The 19,864-nt window shown below is 65.8% G+C and carries 21 protein-coding genes; 10 read left to right on the top strand and 11 right to left on the bottom strand.

Annotation, left to right across the window (positions count from 1 at the left end):
• The first annotated feature begins 18 nt into the window (after positions 1-18).
• Positions 19-915, top strand: coding sequence for a cytochrome c oxidase subunit 3 (locus tag PF66_RS17510; RefSeq protein WP_054057605.1), 897 nt, complete (start codon positions 19-21; stop codon positions 913-915).
• 13 nt (positions 916-928) lie between these two features.
• On the opposite strand, the gene PF66_RS17505 is transcribed toward PF66_RS17510, so the two are convergent.
• Positions 929-1,132, bottom strand: a complete 204-nt coding sequence (locus tag PF66_RS17505) for a twin transmembrane helix small protein (RefSeq protein WP_054063391.1) — start codon at positions 1,130-1,132, stop codon at positions 929-931.
• 72 nt (positions 1,133-1,204) lie between these two features.
• On the opposite strand from PF66_RS17505, the gene PF66_RS17500 reads away from it, so the two are divergent.
• The 5 genes from PF66_RS17500 to PF66_RS17480 are packed head-to-tail and all read left to right on the top strand — an operon-like array spanning position 1,205 to position 5,119.
• Positions 1,205-1,951 (top strand): SURF1 family protein, encoded by a 747-nt coding sequence (locus PF66_RS17500; RefSeq protein ID WP_054057603.1) that lies wholly within the window; start codon positions 1,205-1,207, stop codon positions 1,949-1,951.
• Positions 1,917-2,510 (top strand): hypothetical protein, encoded by a 594-nt coding sequence (locus tag PF66_RS17495; RefSeq protein WP_054063390.1) that lies wholly within the window; start codon positions 1,917-1,919, stop codon positions 2,508-2,510. The genes PF66_RS17500 and PF66_RS17495 overlap by 35 nt, the downstream gene beginning before the upstream one ends.
• A 10-nt stretch (positions 2,511-2,520) precedes the next feature.
• A complete protein-coding gene (locus PF66_RS17490) occupies positions 2,521-3,600 on the top strand; it encodes a COX15/CtaA family protein (RefSeq protein ID WP_054063389.1) in 1,080 nt (359 codons plus the stop codon).
• Positions 3,588-4,487: a heme o synthase gene (cyoE, locus tag PF66_RS17485; protein ID WP_054063388.1), complete on the top strand. Its 900-nt coding sequence runs from the start codon at positions 3,588-3,590 to the stop codon at positions 4,485-4,487. The genes PF66_RS17490 and cyoE overlap by 13 nt, the downstream gene beginning before the upstream one ends.
• The gene (locus PF66_RS17480) at positions 4,484-5,119 is read left to right on the top strand and encodes an SCO family protein (protein WP_054060596.1); all 636 of its coding nucleotides are present in this window, start codon (positions 4,484-4,486) and stop codon (positions 5,117-5,119) included. Before cyoE ends, PF66_RS17480 begins: the two co-directional genes overlap by 4 nt.
• Before the next feature lie 80 nt (positions 5,120-5,199).
• Here the strand turns inward: PF66_RS17480 and PF66_RS17475 are convergent, their stop codons facing one another.
• On the bottom strand, positions 5,200-5,625 hold the full coding sequence (locus PF66_RS17475) for a VOC family protein (RefSeq protein ID WP_054063387.1): 426 nt from the start codon (positions 5,623-5,625) through the stop codon (positions 5,200-5,202).
• Between the two features lie 141 nt (positions 5,626-5,766).
• Here PF66_RS17475 and PF66_RS17470 point away from each other — a divergent pair, with 141 nt between their 5' ends.
• Positions 5,767-6,621, top strand: a complete 855-nt coding sequence (locus PF66_RS17470; RefSeq protein ID WP_054063386.1) for a LysR family transcriptional regulator — start codon at positions 5,767-5,769, stop codon at positions 6,619-6,621.
• Positions 6,622-6,736: 115 nt separating this feature from the next.
• On the opposite strand, the gene PF66_RS17465 is transcribed toward PF66_RS17470, so the two are convergent.
• From PF66_RS17465 to PF66_RS17455, 3 genes are all read right to left on the bottom strand, one after another.
• Entirely contained in the window at positions 6,737-7,510 is a 774-nt protein-coding gene (locus tag PF66_RS17465) for a MetQ/NlpA family ABC transporter substrate-binding protein (RefSeq protein ID WP_054058285.1), read from the bottom strand.
• An 89-nt stretch (positions 7,511-7,599) separates the two neighbouring features.
• Positions 7,600-8,274: a methionine ABC transporter permease gene (locus PF66_RS17460; RefSeq protein ID WP_054063385.1), complete on the bottom strand. Its 675-nt coding sequence runs from the start codon at positions 8,272-8,274 to the stop codon at positions 7,600-7,602.
• Entirely contained in the window at positions 8,274-9,281 is a 1,008-nt protein-coding gene (locus tag PF66_RS17455) for a methionine ABC transporter ATP-binding protein (RefSeq protein ID WP_054058284.1), read from the bottom strand. Before PF66_RS17455 ends, PF66_RS17460 begins: the two co-directional genes overlap by 1 nt.
• Before the next feature lie 255 nt (positions 9,282-9,536).
• Here PF66_RS17455 and katE point away from each other — a divergent pair, with 255 nt between their 5' ends.
• Positions 9,537-11,675 carry a catalase HPII gene (katE, locus tag PF66_RS17450; protein WP_054063384.1) on the top strand — a complete coding sequence of 713 codons (2,139 nt, stop codon included), beginning with the start codon at positions 9,537-9,539 and terminating at the stop codon, positions 11,673-11,675.
• 67 nt (positions 11,676-11,742) lie between these two features.
• On the opposite strand, the gene PF66_RS17445 is transcribed toward katE, so the two are convergent.
• From PF66_RS17445 to zur, 4 genes are read right to left on the bottom strand one after another with little or no spacing between them, the layout of a single operon-like run.
• Positions 11,743-12,459: a PA5502 family lipoprotein gene (locus PF66_RS17445; RefSeq protein WP_054063383.1), complete on the bottom strand. Its 717-nt coding sequence runs from the start codon at positions 12,457-12,459 to the stop codon at positions 11,743-11,745.
• A gap of 37 nt (positions 12,460-12,496) precedes the next feature.
• Positions 12,497-13,285 (bottom strand): zinc ABC transporter permease subunit ZnuB, encoded by a 789-nt coding sequence (znuB, locus tag PF66_RS17440; protein ID WP_054063382.1) that lies wholly within the window; start codon positions 13,283-13,285, stop codon positions 12,497-12,499.
• The gene (gene znuC / locus PF66_RS17435; RefSeq protein ID WP_054061499.1) at positions 13,278-14,066 is read right to left on the bottom strand and encodes a zinc ABC transporter ATP-binding protein ZnuC; all 789 of its coding nucleotides are present in this window, start codon (positions 14,064-14,066) and stop codon (positions 13,278-13,280) included. The genes znuB and znuC overlap by 8 nt, the downstream gene beginning before the upstream one ends.
• Positions 14,066-14,548, bottom strand: coding sequence for a zinc uptake transcriptional repressor Zur (gene zur / locus PF66_RS17430; protein ID WP_054063381.1), 483 nt, complete (start codon positions 14,546-14,548; stop codon positions 14,066-14,068). Before zur ends, znuC begins: the two co-directional genes overlap by 1 nt.
• A 57-nt stretch (positions 14,549-14,605) precedes the next feature.
• Between zur and PF66_RS17425 the strand changes: the two genes are divergently transcribed.
• A complete protein-coding gene (locus tag PF66_RS17425; RefSeq protein WP_054063380.1) occupies positions 14,606-15,535 on the top strand; it encodes a zinc ABC transporter substrate-binding protein in 930 nt (309 codons plus the stop codon).
• Between the two features lie 66 nt (positions 15,536-15,601).
• Here PF66_RS17425 and PF66_RS17420 read toward each other — a convergent pair whose 3' ends face one another.
• Positions 15,602-16,552: a homoserine kinase gene (locus PF66_RS17420; RefSeq protein ID WP_054063379.1), complete on the bottom strand. Its 951-nt coding sequence runs from the start codon at positions 16,550-16,552 to the stop codon at positions 15,602-15,604.
• Between the two features lie 59 nt (positions 16,553-16,611).
• Positions 16,612-16,902 carry a DUF2782 domain-containing protein gene (locus PF66_RS17415; RefSeq protein ID WP_054061264.1) on the bottom strand — a complete coding sequence of 97 codons (291 nt, stop codon included), beginning with the start codon at positions 16,900-16,902 and terminating at the stop codon, positions 16,612-16,614.
• Between the two features lie 74 nt (positions 16,903-16,976).
• Here PF66_RS17415 and polA point away from each other — a divergent pair, with 74 nt between their 5' ends.
• Positions 16,977-19,796, top strand: a complete 2,820-nt coding sequence (polA, locus tag PF66_RS17410) for a DNA polymerase I (protein ID WP_054063378.1) — start codon at positions 16,977-16,979, stop codon at positions 19,794-19,796.
• The last annotated feature ends 68 nt before the right edge of the window (positions 19,797-19,864 follow it).

Here is a 19,864-nt window from a genome sequence, read left to right as displayed (position 1 = left end):
CGACAAGGAGAACAATAGATGGCGACTCCAACCCACGAGCATTACTACGTCCCGGCCCAGAGCAAGTGGCCGATCATCGCCACCCTCGGCCTGCTGGTCACGGTCTACGGCCTGGGCACCTGGTTCAACGACCTCAAGGCGGCCCGCCCGGAATCCCATGGCCCGCTGATCTTCTTCGTCGGCGGCCTGCTGCTGGCCTACATGCTGTTCGGCTGGTTCGGCGCGGTGATCAGGGAAAGCCGCTCCGGCCTCTACAGCCCGCAGATGGATCGTTCGTTCCGTTGGGGCATGAGCTGGTTCATCTTTTCCGAGGTGATGTTCTTCATCGCCTTCTTCGGCGCGCTGTTCTACGTGCGGCACATGTCGGTGCCGTGGCTGGCCGGTGAAGGTGGCGCCAAGGGCCTGGCCCATATGCTCTGGCCGGAGTTCCAGAAAGCCTGGCCGCTGCTGGACAACCCGGACCCGAAACTCTTCCCGTCACCCAAGGGCACCATCAGCCCGTGGGGCCTGCCGCTGCTCAACACCGTACTGCTGGTCAGCTCCAGCGTGACGGTGACCTTTGCCCACCATGCCCTGAAGAAGGGCCACCGTGGCGCGCTGAAAGCCTGGCTGGCGCTGACGGTGCTGCTCGGGCTGGCGTTCCTCGGCTTCCAGGCCAAGGAATACCTGCACGCCTACCACGAGTTGGGCCTGACCCTCGGTTCGGGCATCTACGGTGCGACGTTCTTCATGCTCACCGGGTTCCACGGTGCCCACGTGACCATCGGCACGCTGATCCTGTTCGTGATGCTGGTACGCATCCTGCGCGGGCACTTCGACGCCGAGCACCAGTTCGGCTTCGAGGCGGCGAGCTGGTACTGGCACTTCGTCGACGTGGTCTGGATCGGTCTGTTCGTTTTCGTCTACGTGCTGTGAACGCGGCGCCCGCCTACCAGGGGGCGCTGGAGACCAGTTGGCCGCTGTAGAAGCCCCAGGTGATCAAGCCGAGGGTGGCCGCGGCGAGGACGACACGAAGGGTCAACGCGGTCAGCAGGCGATGGGACGGACCCTCGTCCCTGACCAGAAAGAACAGGCCGCTGAACAGGCTGACCACCGTGGCAATCAGCATCAGGACTATCGCCGCTTTGAGCATGGTGAGACTCCGGGGGGAGATGCGCATGTATTTGAGTATAGCGAGCCCGCTTCCTGTCCATGGGGTGCCAGCATGAGGCACTTTCGTCCCGGTGTGGCCCCGACCCTGGTGGTGCTGTTGTTGCTGCCGGTGCTGGTGTCGCTGGGTTTCTGGCAACTGCACCGTGGCGAGGAGAAGCGGGTGTTGCTCGACAGTCATGCCCAGCGGCGCATGGCCGAGCCGCTGAGCGTCGGGCAGCTCCACGACAAGGCCGATCCGGCCTTTCGCCGGGTGCGCCTGCGCGGCCAGTTCGATGGCGAGCACAGCTACCTGCTGGACAACCGCATTCGCAACGGCCGGGTTGGCGTCGAGCTCATCCAGCCGTTCCACGACCAGGCCAGCGGGCTCTGGTTGCTGGTCAACCGTGGCTGGCTGCCCTGGCCGCAACGGCGCACCCCACCGTCGTTCAGCACGCCGGAGCAGGTGCTGAACCTCGACGCCTGGGTCTACGTGGCGCCGGGCGCGACCTTCCAGTTGCACGCCGACCCGGCCGATGCCGCCTGGCCGCGACTGGTGACCGCGATCGAACCGGACAGGCTGTGGAAGGAACTGGGCCGTGACGGCTTCGCCTACGAACTGCGCCAGGAGCCCGGCCCCGGCAGCTACGAAACCGGCTGGCCGGTGGTGGCCGAAGGCATGGGGCCGGAAAAGCACCTCGGCTACGCCGTGCAGTGGTTCGCCATGGCCCTGGCCCTGTTCGGTCTCTATCTCTATCTCGGATGGCATAACGCAAGGGAGAAACAGCATGGGAGCGGCCATGAATCCATTCGACACCACTGAGCCACGTCAGCCGGGCGTGCGTGCCCGTGGTCGCTGGCAACTGATCCTCATCGTGCTGATGGTCATCGGACCGATGCTCCTGGCCACCGGCATGTACAAGCTGCAGTTCTGGGTGCCGGAAGGCCGCAGCTACCACGGCGAACTGATCGGCAACGGCCAGGGCCGTGCCGACCTCGGGATACGGGCCGAAGAGACCCGCTGGCAACTGCTGGTGACCGCGCCGCAGGCGTGCTCGGTGGACTGCCAGCAATTGGTCTACCTGGCGCGGCAGATCCATATCGGCCTGGGACGCGATGCTTCGCGGGCCAGTCACGCGCTCGCGACCGCGCAGCCACTGGCCGACGACTACGCCGCCAAGCTGCAACGCGAGTATCCGCAACTGCAACGCTATGCCCTCGATCTGCCCGCCTACACCCGCCAGATCCGGGGCGCCGCCGGGCCACAACTGTGGATCATCGACCCCCACGGCAACCTGGTGCTGCGCTACGACGCCCGGGTCAAGGGCAAGGACCTGCTCAACGACCTGCGCCAACTGCTGAAACTGTCGAACATCGGCTAAGGAGAACGGCATGGCCAAGCCAGGATTCCGCCTCGCGCTGTTTGCCACCCTGCTGGCGCTGATCGTCGTGCTGCTCGGTGCCTACACCCGCCTGACCCATGCCGGCCTCGGCTGCCCGGACTGGCCGGGTTGCTACGGATTCATCGGCGTGCCCAAGAGCGAGGCCCAGTTGGCCCATGCCGAACTGCATTTCCCCGATTCGCCGGTGGAGGCGCACAAGGGCTGGAACGAAATGATCCACCGCTATTTCGCCGGTACCCTGGCCCTGGCGATCGTCGTCCTGGCGGCCCGTTCCTGGAGGGAACGGCGCCGTGAAGGCCAGCCGCTGAAGCTGCCGCTGTTCCTGCTGGCGGTGGTGCTCGCCCAGGCCGCGTTCGGCATGTGGACGGTGACCCTCAAGCTTTGGCCGCAGGTGGTGACCGGCCATCTGCTCGGCGGTTTCGCCACCTTGAGCCTGCTGTTCCTGCTGACCCTGCGCCTGTCCGGCGTGTTGCCGGCGCTGGCGGTGCCCCGGCGCCTGCAACGCTGGGCAACGGCCGGGCTGCTGCTGGTGATCCTGCAGATCGCCCTCGGCGGCTGGGTCAGTTCCAACTATGCCGCGGTGGCCTGCATCGACCTGCCGACCTGCCATGGCCAATGGTGGCCGGCGGCGGACTTCGCCAACGGTTTTCACCTGACCCAGCACATCGGCCCGAACTACCTGGGCGGCCAGCTCGACAGCGAGGCCCGCACGGCGATTCACCTGACCCACCGCATTGGCGCGCTGCTGGTGACCCTGGTGCTGCTGGGGCTGGCCTGGCAGTTGCGGGTGGTCGGCATGACCCGCCTGGCCGGGCTGCTGCTGTGCGCCCTGGCGGCACAGATCGGCCTGGGCCTGAGCAACGTCTATTTCCACCTGCCCCTGCCGGTGGCCGTGGCCCACAACGCCGGCGGCGCGCTTCTGCTGCTGACGCTGGTGCTGGTCAACTATCACGCGCGGACCGCCCTGGTGCGGGTGCGTCGGCAGGCGCCTGCCCGCTGGCGGCTCAGCCCCCGCGGGGCGGTGCACGGACCCATCACCATCAAGGGAGAGATGCCATGGCGACTGTAGCCGGCGAGCGTCACCGCCAGGCGATCTGGCGCGACTATCTGGAGCTGACCAAGCCCAAGGTGGTGGTACTGATGCTGATCACCTCGCTGGTGGGCATGTTTCTCGCCACGCGCGCCGGGGTGCCGTGGACGGTGCTGGTGTTCGGCAACCTCGGTATCGGCCTGTGCGCGGCCGGCGCGGCAGTGGTCAACCATGTGGTGGATCGGCGGATCGACGCGGTGATGGCCCGGACCCACAAGCGCCCGCTCGCCGAGGGCCGCGTTTCGCCGTCGGCGGCACTGGCCTTCGCGCTGCTGCTGGCGGTGCTCGGCCAGGCGTTGCTGCTGGCCTTCACCAACCCGCTGACCGCCTGGCTGACCCTGGCCTCGCTGCTCGGCTACGCAGTGATCTACACCGGTTTCCTCAAGCGCGCCACACCACAGAATATCGTGATCGGCGGCCTGGCCGGCGCGGCGCCGCCGCTGCTGGGCTGGGTCGCGGCTACCGGGCACCTGGGCGCCGAGCCGCTGCTGCTGGTGCTGATTATCTTCGCCTGGACCCCGCCGCATTTCTGGGCCCTGGCGATCCACCGCAAGGAGGAGTACGCCAAGGCCGATATCCCGATGCTGCCGGTGACCCACGGCGAGCACTACACCAAGGTGCATATCCTGCTGTACACCTGCGTCCTGCTGGCGGTCAGCCTGCTGCCGTTCGTGATCCACATGAGCGGCGTGCTCTACCTGCTCTGCGCCCTGGGCCTGGGCGCGCGCTTCCTGCAATGGGCCTGGGTGCTGTACCGTGGCAGCCGGCCGCAGGCGGCGATCGGCACCTTCAAGTACTCTATCTGGTACTTGTTCCTGCTGTTCATCGCGCTGCTCGTCGACCACTACCTACTGTTGAACCTATGACTCGAACCCAGAAAACCGTTTTCATTCTCGTCGCCGTGGTGGCCCTGATCCTGGGGCTGACGGTCAACAAGGTCCTCAACGGCAAGGGCCAGGGCGATACCACCGCGCTGATCGATGCCGGCATCATCCTGCTGCCGCAGAGCCGCACGCTGCCGGACGTGAAGATGACCGACCAGGACGGCCAGCCGGTGTCGATCGACCAGCTCAAGGGCAAGTGGACCCTGCTGTTCTTCGGCTACACCTTCTGCCCGGACATCTGTCCGACCACCCTCGCGCAGTTGCGGCAGATCAAGAGCGAACTGCCCAGGGACGCGGTGGACAAGCTGCAGATCATCCTGGTGAGTGTCGACCCCAACCGGGACAACCCCAGGCAGCTCAAGCAGTACCTGGGGTATTTCGACCCGCAGTTCCGCGGGTTGACGGCGGGCTCCATCGAGGACCTGCAGAAGCTGGCGAATGCGGTGAGCATTCCGTTCATTCCGGCCGATACCAGCAAGCCGAACTACACCGTCGACCACAGCGGCAACCTGGCGATCGTCGGGCCGGATGGCAACCAGCGCGGGTTCATTCGGGCGCCGCTGAACAACCAGAAGCTGGTGGCGCAGTTGCCGAACATGCTCAAGCGCAACTAGTGTTGTGGCCTTGAGGGCCTCTTCGCGGTCTTGTCGGGACGCCGCATCGCCGCGAAGAGGCCCCAAAGGCCACCGCTAGACTATTTCGCAAATAACTGCCCGATATCCTTGAACGCCTTGAATTCCAGCGCATTGCCACAGGGATCGAGCAGGAACAGGGTCGCCTGCTCGCCGACTTGGCCCTTGAAGCGCACGTAGGGTTCGATCACGAACCGTGTCTGGCGAGCCCGCAGCCGTTCGGCCAGCTCCTCCCACTCGGCCCAGCCCAGCACGACGCCGAAATGTGGCACCGGCACATCATGACCGTCCACCGGGTTGCTCATGGCCTGTTCCTGCGCCGCGGTCCTGGCCTGGTAGTGGATCACCAACTGGTGGCCGAAGAAATCGAAGTCCACCCAATGATCGCTGCTGCGCCCCTCGGGGCAGCCGAATACTTCGCCATAGAAGTGCCGGGCCGCGGCCAGGTCATGGACAGGAATGGCCAGATGAAAGGGAGAAAGCGCCATGGCGGGTACCATCAGTGAGAAAGGAGCTTTCAGTCTAGAGACGATTATTTTGTTGAAAAGCGCATATTCTTGCGGTCGAGATCAAATTATTTTGTCGTATGCTGCCCTCCACCGCCTGTTTCATCTCCCTGGACGAGCCTGATGTTGCGAGAACTCAAGACCTTCATCCGTGTGGCCCGCGAAGGCACCTTCGTCGCCGCCGGGCAGCAGTTGGGGCTGACCCAGTCGGCGGTCAGCGCACAGATGCGGGTGCTGGAGCAGAACCTCGGCGTACGCCTGTTCGACCGCAGCGGCCGGGCGGCGGTGCTGAACGCGGCCGGGCGTCATGCGTTGCCGCTGGCCGAGCAGATCCTCAGCCTGTATCGCGCGATGGCGTTACCCACGGCCGCTGCGCAATGGCAGGGCGAGCTGCGCATCGGCGCCATCGCCACGGTGCAGACCGGCCTGCTGCCGCGGGCCCTGCCGAGGTTCCGCGAGGCGGCGCCGCGTGTCGACCTGAAGCTGGTGCCCGGGGTGTCGCTCAACCTGCTGAGCCAGGTCGATGCCGGTGAGCTGGACCTGGCGTTGCTGATCCGGCCGCCATTCGAGCTGCCCAAGGAGTTGCTGGCGATTCCCCTGGCCAGCGAGGCCTTCGTACTGATCGCGCCCCGGCAGGTCACGGGCGACGACCCGCGGCAACTGCTCGCCGAGCAGCCGTTCGTGCGTTATGACCGGGGTTCGTTCGGTGGGCGGCTGGTCAGCCAGTTCCTGCGCGAGCAACGGATCCAGGTGCGTGATGTGCTGGAGCTGGACGAGATCGAGGCGATTGCGCGGATGGTCGAATGCGGGCTGGGAGTGTCGCTGGTGCCCAGGGCCGGGCTTTGGCTGCAGCGAGTGGATCAGTTGCGGGTCATCGAGCTGGGCGAGCTGACCTTCGAGCGTCAGCTGATCGCGGTATTGCGCCGCGCCCAGCGCCAGCCGGCGCTGGATTGCCTGCTGGAGTGCCTGCAGGCCTGAAACGGCCCGCGCTGATCGTTCCCTCGCGGAGCGTGGGAACGATCGGCACAGGTCAGCGCCGTTTGTAGGAGCAGGGCTTGTCGGGGCGCCGAACCGCCGCGAATGGGCCTGGGGGTCAGAACGCCGGAACGATCGAACCCTTGTACTTCTCGAGGATGAACGCCTTCACTTCCGGGCTGTGCAGCGCGGCAACCAGCTTCTTCAGGGCGTCCGAATCCTTGTCGTCCGGACGGGCCACCAGGATGTTCACGTAAGGCGAGTCCTTGCCCTCGATGAACAGTGCGTCCTTGGACGGATCGAGCTTGGCTTCCAGGGCGTAGTTGGTATTGATCAGCGCCAGGTCGACCTGGGTCAGCACGCGCGGGATGGTCGCCGCTTCCAGTTCACGGAACTTCAGGTCTTTCGGGTTTTCGGCGATGTCCTTGGGCGTCGACAGGATGTTGTGCGCGTCCTTGAGCTTGATCAGGCCGGCCTTTTCCAGCACCAGCAGCGCCCGGCCGCCGTTGGTGGCGTCGTTCGGGATCACCACGGTGGCGCCGCCTGGCAGGTCTTCCAGCTTCTTGTACTTGCTGGAGTAGGCGCCCAGCGGCTCGACGTGTACGCCGGCGATGCTGACCAGGTGGGTGCCCTTGGACTTGTTGAACTCATCCAGGTACGGCTGGTGCTGGAAGAAGTTGGCGTCCAGGCGCTTCTCGGCGACCTGTACGTTCGGCTGCACGTAGTCGGTGAAGACCTTGACCTTCAGGTCCACGCCTTCCTTGGCCAGGACTGGCTTGACGAATTCGAGGATTTCCGCGTGGGGCACCGGGCTGGCGGCCACGCTCAGGGTTTGCGCGGCGTTGGCGGAAAACGCCGCGACGGCGGCGAAGGCAGCGATCAGTTTTTTCATCGAACGACTCCATGTGAGATGCCGCTTGGCATCTGCCGGCCCCGGGGCCGGCGATTCAGTAGGTTGCGAAAGCGTTGGGGTGTTGCCCGTTACTTGCGGGAGAACCGCGCCACGAGCTTGTCGCCGATGGTCTGCAGGACCTGCACCAGCACCACCAGCATGACCACGGTGACCAGCATCACATCGTTCTGGAACCGCTGGTAACCATAGCGGATTGCCAGGTCGCCGAGGCCGCCGGCCCCGACCACACCGGCCATGGCGGTATAGCCTACCAGGGTGATGGTCGTCACGGTGATGGCCGCGAGGATGCCCGGACGGGCCTCCGGCAGCAGTGCATTGAAGACGATCTGGCGGGTGGTCGCGCCCATGGCCTGGGTCGCTTCGATGATGCCGCGGTCGACTTCGCGCAGCGCGGTTTCCACCAGCCGGGCGAAGAACGGCGCGGCGCCGATCACCAGCGGCGGAATGGCGCCGGCCACGCCCAGCGAGGTACCGGTGAGGAACACGGTGGTGGGGATCAGCACGATCAGCAGGATGATGAACGGCAGCGAACGCACGACGTTGACCACGAACGACAGCGCCGAGTAGGTCGGCTTGTGCTCGAGCAGTTGGCGCGGGCTGCACAGGAACAGCAGCACGCCCAGCGGCAGGCCGAGCAGCACGGTGAACAGCAGCGAGCCGCCAAGCATCAACATGGTGTCGCCGGTGGCTTCCCAGATGTCCGACCAGTCGATGTTGGCGAAAAAGCTCAGGAACAGGTCCATCAGCGCAGTACCTCCATATGGACGTCAGCCGCGGTGAAGCGGGCGAAGGCGGCGTCCAGGTCGCCACCGGTGATGGCCAGCGTCAGTTGCCCGTACGGGGTGTCCTTGATGCGGTCGATACGGCCGGCGAGGATGCTGTAGTCGACTCCGGTTTCACGGGCCACGGTGCCCAGCAGCGGCGCGTAGGTGGCATCGCCCTGGAAGGTCAGGCGCACGATGCGCCCCGGCACGTGGGCGAAGTCGTTGCGCTGCTCGTTCTCGTCGATCTGTTCGTCTTCCTGGACGAAGCGCCGGGTGGTCGGGTGCTTGGGGTGCAGGAACACATCGGCCACCGGGCCCTGCTCGACGATCACGCCGGCGTCCATCACGCCGACTACATCGCAGACACGGCGGATCACGTCCATCTCGTGGGTGATCAGGACGATGGTCAGTTTCAGCTCGCGGTTGATCTCGGCCAGCAGTTGCAGGACCGAGGCGGTGGTCTGCGGGTCGAGGGCGCTGGTGGCCTCGTCGCACAGCAGGATCTTGGGCTTGGTCGCCAGGGCGCGGGCGATGCCGACGCGCTGTTTCTGCCCGCCGGACAGTTGCGACGGATATTTCTTCGCGTGATCGGCCAGGCCGACGCGCTGCAGCAGCTCGGCGACGCGCTGGTCGATCTCCCGGCGGGACAGTTCACCGGCCAGGGTCAGCGGCAGCGCGACGTTGTCGGCGACGGTCTTGGAGGCCAGCAGGTTGAAGTGCTGGAAGATCATCCCGACCTGCTGGCGGAAACGCCGCAGGCCATTGGCGTCGAGCGCGGTGATTTCCTCGCCGTCGACGATGATCTTGCCGCCGCTGGGCGCTTCCAGGCGGTTGATCAGGCGCAGCAGGGTACTTTTGCCGGCGCCGGAATGGCCGATCAGCCCGAACACCTGGCCTGCCTCGACACGCAGGTGGGTCGAGTGCAGGGCGGGAATTTCCTTACCGGCGACCCGGTAGGTTTTATGGACGTTATGAAACTCGATCACGTAGCGAACCTTGTGGGGCGCAATGGAAAGGGGTCAGCGGTTAGCCGGGCGCGCATTTTAGCCTGTCCGTATAGATGCTATTAGCATTTATTTCGCATGCGACCTGCGATTTGGCAATAACACGATCAGTGGTCAGAAAAAAGGAACGGCTTCGGACCCGTGGCAGTCACTCGTTAGGCACTTCGAATCCCGTTCGCCGGGACCCTGTCGATCATCCGGCAGCTCTGCGGCGACTGTAACCGAGGAAACCGTCTGATGAGTACCAAGAAACCCAAGGCCAACCAGAGCCAACTGGCTGGCACCGACACCCTGGATCGCGGCAACACCAACGACAAGCTGCAGAGCCTGGAGCCGTTCCGCTCCGATGCCAGCGGCCAGGCGTTGCGTACCAACCAGGGGGTGAAGGTCGCCGATAACCAGAACAGCCTGAAAGCCGGCGCGCGCGGGCCTTCATTGCTGGAAGATTTCATCATGCGTGAAAAGATCACGCATTTCGACCATGAGCGGATCCCCGAGCGCATCGTGCATGCCCGGGGCACCGCCGCCCATGGCTACTTTCAAAGCTACGGCAACCATGCGGCGTTGACGAAGGCCGGTTTCCTGCAGGACCCCGCCATCAGGACCCCGGTGTTCGTGCGTTTCTCCACGGTGCAGGGCCCCCGCGGTTCCGGGGATACCGTGCGCGACATCCGCGGTTTCGCAGTGAAGTTCTTCACCACGGAAGGCAATTTCGACCTGGTCGGCAACAACGTGCCGGTGTTTTTCATCCAGGACGCGATCAAGTTTCCCGATTTCGTCCACGCGGTGAAACCCGAGCCGCACAATGAAATCCCCACCGGTGGCTCGGCCCATGACACCTTCTGGGACTTCGTCTCGCTGGTGCCGGAGTCGGCCCATGCGGTGATCTGGGCCATGTCCGACCGGGCGATTCCGCGCAACCTGCGCAGCATGCAGGGCTTTGGCGTGCACACCTTCCGCCTGGTGGATGCCGAGGGTGGCTCGCGCTTCGTCAAGTTCCACTGGCGGCCCAGCGTCGGCACCTGCTCGCTGGTCTGGGACGAAGCGCAGAAGCTGGCGGGCAAGGACACCGACTTCCATCGTCGCGATCTCTGGGAATCGATCGAGAGCGGCGACTACCCCGAGTGGGAGCTGGGGGTACAGGTGATTGCCGAGGAAGACGAGCACAGCTTCGACTTCGACATCCTCGACCCGACCAAGCTGATTCCCGAGGAGTTGGTGCCAATCACCCCGCTGGGCAAGATGGTGCTCGATCGCAATCCCGACAATTTCTTCGCCGAAACCGAGCAGGTCGCCTTCTGCCCCGGGCATATCGTGCCGGGGATCGACTTCTCCAACGACCCGCTGCTGCAAGGCCGGCTGTTTTCCTACACCGATACCCAGATCAGCCGCCTGGGTGGGCCGAACTTTCACGAGTTGCCGATCAACCGGCCGCTGGCGCCCTTCCACAGCAGCCAGCGCGACGCCCAGCACCGTACGGTGATCGACAAGGGCCGGGCGTCCTACGAGCCCAACTCGATCGATGGCGGCTGGCCCCGTGAAACCCCTCCGGCGGCTCGGGACGGTGGCTTCGAGAGTTACCCCGAGCGGATCGATGCGGCCAAGATCCGCCAGCGCAGCGAATCCTTCTCCGACCACTTCTCCCAGGCCCGGCTGTTCTTCAACAGCATGAGCCCGCACGAGAAGGAGCACATCATCGCCGCCTACAGCTTCGAATTGGGCAAGGTGGAACGCGAGTTCATCCGTGCGCGGCAGGTGAACGAGATCCTGGCCAATATCGACCTGGAACTGGCCGCGCGGGTTGCCGCCAACCTTGGCCTGCCGGCGCCGCAGGCGGGCACGGTGGCAACGCGCAAGACTGCGCTGGAGCAGTCGCCGGCGCTGAGTCAGGCGAATCTGCTGGCGGGGCATATCAGGACGCGCAAGGTGGCGATCCTCGCGGCGAATGGCGTCGAGGGTGCGGCGATCGCGGCACTGCGCAAGCTGTTGGCGGCGGAAGGTGCCCATGCCCGGCTGCTCGGGCCGACTTCGGCGGCGATCACCAGCGCCCAGGGCGAGCGCCTGGCGGTGGACGCTTCGATGGAAGGCCTGCCGTCAGTGGCGTTCGATGCGGTGTATGTGCCGGGTGGCGCCGAGTCGGTCAAGGCGCTTGGCGGCAACGGCGTGGCCCTGCACTACCTGTTGGAGGCCTACAAGCATCTCAAGCCGATCGCCGTGCACGAGGACGCGAAGGGTTTGTTGGAGAAGCTGCATCTGCAGGTGGACGCGGGGCTGATGGTGGGCAGTGATGTCAAGGCGCTGGAGGCCTTCGTCGCGGCGCTGGCCCGGCATCGGGTGTGGGAGCGGGAGGAGCGGGCCAAGGCGGTGCCGGCCTGATGGGCCCATTCGCGGGCACGCCCGGCTCCTATAGCGTCGGCGCCGGGCTTGCTGGCGATCAGCGGGCTCAGGGCTTGCGCGGGCTCAGCACGACCTGGGCCTGCACCTTGCGGTCGATCTGCCTGTCGATCTTCAGCTCGAAGTTCGGGTCGAGCTTCTTCACCCGCTTGCCCAGCAGCGTCGCCAGCCACGGGTAGTCCTGGGTCCGGGGCACCTGGAAGGTCACTGCGCACTGGTAATTGACCACGTCCGCCGCCAGCGCGTCCATCTGCTTGCGCAGCAGCGCGATGTCCTGGATGTTCAGGGCGATGGTGCTGCTTTGCGCGCTCGGGTCGATCACCCGGGCCGCTGGCCTGGCCTCGGCGGCCTGGAGCTCGGCCTCGGCCTTGTCCAGCTCCGCCTTGCGTGCCTGGGCGATGGCGCCGTTGACCCCGCCGGTCAAGGCCGGGGCCTTGGGCATCAGGGCGCGGGCGCGGCTCAGTGCGGTGGCGGCGGCATTGACGTCGCCCTTCTGCAGCACGATCTGGCTACGCTGCAGGTAGGCTTCGGCCAGTTGCCGCTGGTACTGGACCAGTTGCGGGTCGTCCGCGGACTGCGCCTGCAAGGCGGCCAGTTGGTCCTCGGCGGTGGCCAGTTCGTTGCTGTTGATGCTCTGCTCCAGCGCGGCAATCGCCGTGGCCCGGGCATCGGGCACGGCGGTGTCGGCCGGCGGAGTGCTCTGGCAGGCACCCAACAGCAGGGAAAATGCGGCAAGGAGCAGATAACGGGAGGCGGAAAGCTTCATTCCTGCGACTCTCTAATTGCGCAAAAAACGAGCAAGTCTACACCCCTCTGCGTGGCAGGACAAAACTCAGCAGAAACAGCCCGGCCGCCACCACCACGATGGAGGGGCCGGCGGGGGTGTCCTTGAACCACGAAAGCGCCAGCCCGCCGCACACCGCGAGGACCCCCAGGAAGCTGGCGCCGAGGGCCATCTGCTCCGGTGAGCGGGCGTGCCGCTGGGCCGCTGCGGCGGGGATGATCAGCAGCGAGGTGATCAGCAGCACGCCGACGATCTTCATCGCCACGGCGATCACCACCGCGATCAGCAGCATCAGCGCCATGCGCAGCGAGGCCACCGGCAGGCCCTCGACGGTCGCCAGTTCCTCGTGCACGGTGATCGCCAGCAGCGGCCGCCACAGGGCGACCAGCAGCGCCAGCACCGCCGTGCTGCCGCCGAGGATCCAGGCCAGGTCGGTGCCGCTGATCGCCAGCAGGTCACCGAACAGGTAGGCCATCAGGTCGATGCGCACCTCATGCATGAAACTCAGCACCACCAGGCCGAGGGACAGCGTGCTCGGCGCGAGAATCCCCAGCAGTGTGTCGGAGGCCAGCGGCTGGCGCTGTTGCAGGGTCACCAGCAGCACGGCCAGCAGCAGGCAGCCGACAGTCACCGCGAGCGTCGGGCTGATGTCCAGCAGGAAGCCCAGGGCCACGCCGAGCAAGGCGGCGTGGGACAGGGTGTCGCCGAAATAGGCCATGCGCCGCCAGACCACGAACGACCCCAGGGGGCCTGCCACCACGGCCAGGGCCAGGCCTGCGAGCAGGGCGTAGAGCAGAAAATCAGCCATGCTTGCAGCTATCTCCGTGAACGTGGACGTGGGCCGGGGCGGCCTCTTCGCTGACCACCGTGCCATGCAGGTCATGGGCGTGGTCGTGATGGTGGTGGTAGATCGCCAGGCTCGGCGCGTTGCTGCCGAACAGCTCGACGAAGGCCGGGTCGCCGCTGACCTGCTCGGGGTGGCCGGAGCAGCAGACGTGACGGTTGAGGCAGACCACCTGGTCGGTGGTGCTCATCACCAGGTGCAGGTCGTGGGAAACCATGAGCACCCCGCAACCATGGCGGTCGCGCAGGCGGGTGATCAGGCTGTAGAGCTCGGCTTGCCCGGCGACGTCGACGCCCTGCACCGGCTCGTCGAGCACCAGCAACTCGGGTTCGCGCAGCAGCGCCCGGGCCAGCAGCACGCGCTGCATCTCGCCGCCGGAAATGCTCTGCACCGGGCTGTCGATCACCTGTTCGGCACCGACCTCGCTGAGGGCGGCCAGTGCCCGGGCGCGGTCGACCCCCGGCACCAGCCGCAGGAAGCGCAGCACCGACAGCGGCAGGGTCGGGTCGACGTGCAGCTTCTGCGGCATGTAGCCGACCCGCAGCCGCGGCTTGCGCCAGACACTGCCGCGGCTTGGCTTGAGCAGGCCGAGCACGGCCCGCACCAGGGTGGTCTTGCCGGCACCGTTGGGGCCGATCAGGGTGACGATCTGCCGCGGTTCGACGCTCAGGTGGATGTTGTCCAGCACGTCCTGCCCGGCGAACGTCACGCCGACCTGGTCGAGGCGAATCAGCGCAGTGCTCATCAGGCCCCCTGGCAACCCGAGCAGAGGCCGACCACCTCGACGGTCTGGCCCTCGACGACGAAACCGACGTCCCTGGCGCTCTGGACGATGGCGTCGCTGATGCTCTTCTGCTCCAGCTCGATGGCCGCGTGGCAGTTGCGGCAGATCAGGAACTGGCCCTGGTGGGCGTGCTCCGGGTTGTTGCAGCCGACGAAGGCGTTGAGCGAGGCGATGCGGTGGACCAGGCCGTTGTCCAGCAGGAAGTCCAGTGCACGGTACACCGTCGGCGGCGCGGCGCGGCGGCCGTCCTGCTCGCTGAGCACGGCGAGGATGTCGTAGGCGCCCAGCGGCTTGTGGCTCTGCCAGACCAGCTCCAGCACCCGCCGCCGCAGGGCGGTCAGGCGCAGGCCCTGGCGCGCGCACAGGGCATCGGCCTCGGACAGCGCGCTGTGCACGCAGTGAGAGTGATCGTGGGGTCGGCTGGCGAGAGGGGTTTTAGGCATGAGCGGCGACGATTGTTGTGAGAGACGTTATTATGTTACCCGTTCCTGCCGCCTTGAGTGTCCATCGTGCCCCGTCTTTTTGCCTTTTTTGTCGCTATATGCGCCGGTTTGTTCGTGATCGGACCGGTCCAGGCCCAGGTCAGCCTGCTGACCAGCATCAAGCCCCTGCAATTGATCGCCGCTGCGGTCGAGGACGGCGTGGAGACGCCCGAGGTGCTGTTGCCACCGGGCGCCTCGCCGCACAACTACGCGCTGCGGCCGTCCGATGTGCGCAAGGTGCAGTCGGTGGACCTGCTGTACTGGATCGGTCCGGACATGGAGAGCTTCCTGCCGCGGGTGCTCAAGGGCCGCAGCCTGCCGACCGTGGCGGTGCAGGACCTGCCGGGCATGAAATTGCGCCGGTTCGCCGAGGATAACCACTCCCATGCCGAAGAAGCCGACGAGCATGACCATGATCATCGTCCGGGCTCGCTGGATGCGCACCTGTGGCTGTCGACCGTCAACGCGCGGGTGATCGCCGCACGCATGGCCGCGGACCTGGCCAAGGCCGATCCGGCCAACGCCGAGCGCTACCGGCGCAACGCCGAGGCTTTCGCCGGCCGCCTGGATGCCCTGGATGCGCGGCTCAAGGCGCGCCTGGCAGGTGTGGCGGACAAGCCGTATTTCGTGTTCCACGAGGCGTTCGACTACTTCGAGAGTGCCTATGGGCTCAGGCATGCCGGGGTGTTCAGCGTGGCGGCCGAGGTGCAGCCGGGGGCCCAGCATGTCGCGGCGATGCGTGCGCGCTTGCAGGAGGTGGGCAAGACCTGCGTGTTCAGCGAGCCGCCGCTGCGGCCGCGGCTGGCCGAGACGCTGGTGTCCGGGCTGCCGGTGAAGCTGGCGGAACTGGATGCGTTGGGCGGTTATACGCCGGCGAGTGCCCATGGCTATGAGCAGTTGCTGGAAAAACTCGGTAACGATTTAGCCGGCTGCCTGGAGTCCTTGTAGGCAGGGCCGGCCTATTCGCGCCAACCGCGCGAATAGGCCCCTGAGCTCCCTGTATATTTCTGTCGATCAGAGCGCGAACGGCAACGGCACGCTGACCTGCTGCCGCTGCGCCAGCCGCAGCTGGAACTCCATCGGGTCGTGAATCAGCACGTCCTGCCCGGCAAAGGACTCGGCTGCGATCAACCGTGACAGCCAGAAGCGCACGCACGCCACCCGCAGCATCGTCGGCCACAGCTCGGCCTCGCCCGCGGTGAACGGCCGCAACGCCGCATACGCACCCAGCAGGGCCCGGGCGCGCTGGCCGTCGAGCAGGCCGTTGTCGTCCGAGCACCAGTCGTTCAGCGAGATCGCCACGTCATAGAGCATCGGCCCGGAGCAGGCATTGTAGAAGTCGATCAGGCCGGTCAGGTGCGTGCCTTCGAACATCGCGTTGTCGCGGAACAGGTCGGCATGCAGGTTGGCCCGTGGCAGGGCGAGGATCTGTGCCTTGCAGCGCTCGATCTCCGCCAGTGCGGTTTCCAGCAGGTCGTGAGCCTCGCTGCCCAGATGCGATTTCAGCTTGTTGCCTTCCTCGAGCATCCAGTCCAGGCCGCGGTCGGTCTTGCGTTCGATGATCCGCCCGCGGGTCGCCAGGTGCAGGTGGCCGAGCAGTTCGCCAACCTGGGCGCAATGCTGGGCGTTGGCCTGCCTGATGTGCTTGCCGGCCAGGCGCGGTTGCAGCAGCGCCGGCTTGCCGGCCAGTTCGCGCAGGGCCTGGCCGTCGGTGGTACGTAGGGCGTAGGGCACCGGCAGGTCGGCGTCATGGAGCACGTCGAGCAGTTCGATGAAAAACGGCATTTCCTGCACCGGGCCGCGCTCGACCAGGGTCAGGACGTACTCGCCCTGCTCCAGGCTGATGAAGAAATTGGTGTTTTCACTGCCGGCGGCAATTCCCTGAAAATCGAGCAGGCGACCGAGCCCGTAGGGGGCGAGAAAGGTTTCCAGCTCGGGTCGAGCCAGCGGGGTGAACACAGACATGTTTAAGAGCTGCCAGTCCGGGCGCCGCGATCGAGCCGGCGCCGATGAGGGTTAAAGGGTTACTTCCACTCGAAGATCTTCCATGACGGAATCAGCATATCGGGCTGATCCGAGCGGATGAAGTTTGCATCAGTTCCGTCGGCGCGCACCAGAAAGTATGGCTTGCCCCCTTTCGGGGTGACCTTGATGGCGTACAGAAAGCCATTTTGCCGGTACTCCTGGATGGTTTTGTCGCCTTCCGTGCGAATGGTGACTTCTGGATCGGCTGCGGGTGCATCATCCGCGGCGATCGCCGCCAACGGAGTGAATGCAAACAGGCCGGCCAACAACAGGCGATTGAGCGTACGCATGATAACCTTGTCCCTTTGTCGTCAACGGTCCCATCATTCTACCGCCGGACCCGCCGAAAAGGTTGATCATACTCATGAGCCAAGCTCCCCTCGTCCTGGTGGACGGTTCTTCATACCTGTACCGCGCGTTTCACGCGATGCCGCCGCTCACCAATTCCAAGGGTGTGCCCACCGGGGCGGTGAAGGGCGTCCTGAACATGCTCCGCAGCCTGCGCAAGCAGTACCCGGACAGCCCGTTCGCCGTGGTGTTCGATGCCAAGGGCGGGACTTTCCGCGACGAAATGTTCGCCGACTACAAGGCCAACCGGCCGAGCATGCCCGACGAGATGCGCGTGCAGATCGAACCGCTGCACGCCAGCGTACGCGCCATGGGCTTCCCGCTGCTGTGCGTGGAAGGCGTGGAGGCCGACGACGTGATCGGCACCCTGGCCCGCAGCAGCGCGGCGGCCAATCGCCCGGTGATCATTTCCACCGGCGACAAGGACATGGCGCAACTGGTCGACGGCCATATCACCCTGGTCAACACCATGTCCGAAACGTCCATGGACGTGGAGGGCGTGAAGGCCAAGTTCGGTGTCGCGCCCGAGCAGATCATCGACCTGTTGGCGCTGATGGGCGACTCCGCCGACAACATCCCCGGGGTCAAGGGCGTGGGTGAGAAGACCGCCGTGGCCCTGCTGGTGGGGGTCAACGGCGGCCTGAAGGAGCTGTATGCCAACCTCGACCTGGTGCCGACCCTGCCGATCCGCGGGGCCAAGACCCTGCCGGCCAAGCTGCTCGAGCACCAGGAAATGGCCTTCCTGTCCTACCGGCTGGCGACCATCAAGGTCGACGTGGAGCTGGAGGTCGGCCTGGACGACCTGCACCTGGGCGAGCCGGACCGCGAGAGACTGATCGAGCTGTACAGCTCGCTGGAATTCAAGGGCTGGCTCGACGAGCTGAACCGCGAGGCCAAGCGTGCCGGGTTGCAGGAGGCTGCTGCGCCAGCGCCAGCGCCAGCGGCGACCGCGGCGGCGGTCGAGGAAGTGGCGGCTGAAAGCGTCGCGATCGTTCCTGCCGAGCCGCAATACGAAACCATCCTCGACCAGGCGCGTTTCGACGTCTGGCTGAAGAAGCTGCAGGAGGCCAGGCTGTTCGCCTTCGACACCGAGACCACCGGGATCGACGCCCAGCAGGCGCAACTGGTCGGCGTGTCCTTCGCCGTGCAGGCCAATGAGGCGGCCTATATCCCGCTGGCCCATTCCTACATCGGCGTGCCGCAGCAACTGGACCGCGACAGCGTGCTGCTGGCGCTGAAGCCGCTGCTGGAAGACCCGCAGAAGCTCAAGGTCGGCCAGCACGCCAAATTCGACATGAACATCCTCGCCAACTGCGCCATCGGCGGCGATCCCGAGTGCGGCATCAGCGTGCGTGGCATCGCCTTCGACACCATGCTCGAATCCTATGTGCTGAACTCCACCGCGACCCGGCATGACATGGACAGCCTGGCGAAGAAGTACCTGGACTACGACACCGTCAGCTTCCAGGACATCGCCGGCAAGGGCGCCAAGCAGCTGACCTTCGACCAGATTCCCCTGGAGCAGGCCGGCCACTACGCCGCCGAAGATGCCGATGTGACCCTGCGCCTGCACCAGGCGCTGCATGCGCAACTGGCTGCGATTCCGAGCCTGGCCAGCGTGCTGAGCGATATCGAGATCCCGCTGGTGCCGGTGCTGGCGCGCATCGAGCGCCAGGGCGCGCTGGTGGACAAGGACCTGCTGGGCGTACAGAGCATCGAACTGGGCAACAAGATGGTCGAACTGGAGCGCCAGGCGTTCGAGATCGCCGGCGAGGAATTCAACCTCGGTTCGCCCAAGCAGTTGGGGGTGATCCTCTACGAGAAACTCGGCTTGCCGGTGCTGAAGAAGACCGGCAAGGGTCAGCCGTCCACGGCCGAGGAAGTGCTGGCCAAGCTGGCCGAGGACGACTATCCGCTGCCCAGGGTGCTGATGCAGTACCGCTCCATGAGCAAGCTGAAGAGCACCTACACCGACCGCCTGCCGGAGCAGATCAACCCGCGCACCGGGCGTATCCACACGTCCTACCACCAGGCGGTGGCGGCGACCGGGCGGCTGTCCTCCAGCGACCCGAACCTGCAGAACATTCCGGTGCGTACCGCCGAAGGCCGACGCATTCGCCAGGCATTCGTCGCGCCCAAGGGCTACAAGTTGCTGGCGGCGGACTATTCGCAGATCGAACTGCGGATCATGGCTCATCTGTCGAAGGACGAAGGCCTGCTCAATGCCTTCCGCGACAACCTCGACGTGCACACGGCCACTGCGGCCGAGGTGTTCAAGGTCGAGCTGGGTGAGGTCACTTCCGACCAGCGACGCAGCGCCAAGGCGATCAACTTCGGCCTGATCTACGGCATGGGCGCGCAGAAGCTGGGCAAGGACATCGGCGTCGACACCAAGACCGCCAAGGCCTATATCGACGTGTATTTCGCCCGTTACCCCGGGGTGCGCGAGTACATGGAGCGCACCCGTGGCCAGGCCTCGGAGCAGGGCTATGTCGAGACCCTGTTCGGCCGCCGGCTGTACCTGCCGGACATCCACTCCAACAAGCCCCAGGAGCGTGCGGCGGCCGAGCGCACGGCGATCAACGCGCCGATGCAGGGTACCGCGGCGGATATCATCAAGAAGGCCATGGTCAAGGTCGACGACTGGCTGACCCATTCCGGGCTGGACGCCAAGGTCATCCTCCAGGTGCACGACGAACTGGTGCTGGAGGTGCGCGAGGACCTGGTGGCCGAGGTCAGCGAGCAGATCCGCGGGCACATGAGCAGCGCGGCGCAACTGGATGTACCGTTGCTGGTTGAGGTCGGGGTGGGCGACAACTGGGACGAGGCGCACTGATCGCGGCCTTTCCGGGTGTTCGAGGGGGATGGCCGCCTGCGGCGGTTCGCGGGCAAGCCCGGCTCCTA

The organism is Pseudomonas asplenii (genome assembly GCF_001293465.1).
GTDB classification, from domain to species: Bacteria; Pseudomonadota; Gammaproteobacteria; order Pseudomonadales; family Pseudomonadaceae; genus Aquipseudomonas; species Aquipseudomonas fuscovaginae_B.
Note: the sequence above shows the minus strand (reverse complement) of the source record. Positions and strands in the feature narration are given on the sequence as shown.

Coding starts and splice junctions, on each gene's coding strand:
- PF66_RS17510 (WP_054057605.1), top strand. CDS start 19: ATGGCGACTCCAACCCACGAGCATTACTACGTCCCGGCCCAGAGCAAG.
- PF66_RS17505 (WP_054063391.1), bottom strand. CDS start 1,132: ATGCTCAAAGCGGCGATAGTCCTGATGCTGATTGCCACGGTGGTCAGC.
- PF66_RS17500 (WP_054057603.1), top strand. CDS start 1,205: ATGAGGCACTTTCGTCCCGGTGTGGCCCCGACCCTGGTGGTGCTGTTG.
- PF66_RS17495 (WP_054063390.1), top strand. CDS start 1,917: ATGGGAGCGGCCATGAATCCATTCGACACCACTGAGCCACGTCAGCCG.
- PF66_RS17490 (WP_054063389.1), top strand. CDS start 2,521: ATGGCCAAGCCAGGATTCCGCCTCGCGCTGTTTGCCACCCTGCTGGCG.
- cyoE (WP_054063388.1), top strand. CDS start 3,588: ATGGCGACTGTAGCCGGCGAGCGTCACCGCCAGGCGATCTGGCGCGAC.
- PF66_RS17480 (WP_054060596.1), top strand. CDS start 4,484: ATGACTCGAACCCAGAAAACCGTTTTCATTCTCGTCGCCGTGGTGGCC.
- PF66_RS17475 (WP_054063387.1), bottom strand. CDS start 5,625: ATGGCGCTTTCTCCCTTTCATCTGGCCATTCCTGTCCATGACCTGGCC.
- PF66_RS17470 (WP_054063386.1), top strand. CDS start 5,767: ATGTTGCGAGAACTCAAGACCTTCATCCGTGTGGCCCGCGAAGGCACC.
- PF66_RS17465 (WP_054058285.1), bottom strand. CDS start 7,510: ATGAAAAAACTGATCGCTGCCTTCGCCGCCGTCGCGGCGTTTTCCGCC.
- PF66_RS17460 (WP_054063385.1), bottom strand. CDS start 8,274: ATGGACCTGTTCCTGAGCTTTTTCGCCAACATCGACTGGTCGGACATC.
- katE (WP_054063384.1), top strand. CDS start 9,537: ATGAGTACCAAGAAACCCAAGGCCAACCAGAGCCAACTGGCTGGCACC.
- PF66_RS17445 (WP_054063383.1), bottom strand. CDS start 12,459: ATGAAGCTTTCCGCCTCCCGTTATCTGCTCCTTGCCGCATTTTCCCTG.
- znuB (WP_054063382.1), bottom strand. CDS start 13,285: ATGGCTGATTTTCTGCTCTACGCCCTGCTCGCAGGCCTGGCCCTGGCC.
- znuC (WP_054061499.1), bottom strand. CDS start 14,066: ATGAGCACTGCGCTGATTCGCCTCGACCAGGTCGGCGTGACGTTCGCC.
- zur (WP_054063381.1), bottom strand. CDS start 14,548: ATGCCTAAAACCCCTCTCGCCAGCCGACCCCACGATCACTCTCACTGC.
- PF66_RS17420 (WP_054063379.1), bottom strand. CDS start 16,552: ATGTCTGTGTTCACCCCGCTGGCTCGACCCGAGCTGGAAACCTTTCTC.
- PF66_RS17415 (WP_054061264.1), bottom strand. CDS start 16,902: ATGCGTACGCTCAATCGCCTGTTGTTGGCCGGCCTGTTTGCATTCACT.
- polA (WP_054063378.1), top strand. CDS start 16,977: ATGAGCCAAGCTCCCCTCGTCCTGGTGGACGGTTCTTCATACCTGTAC.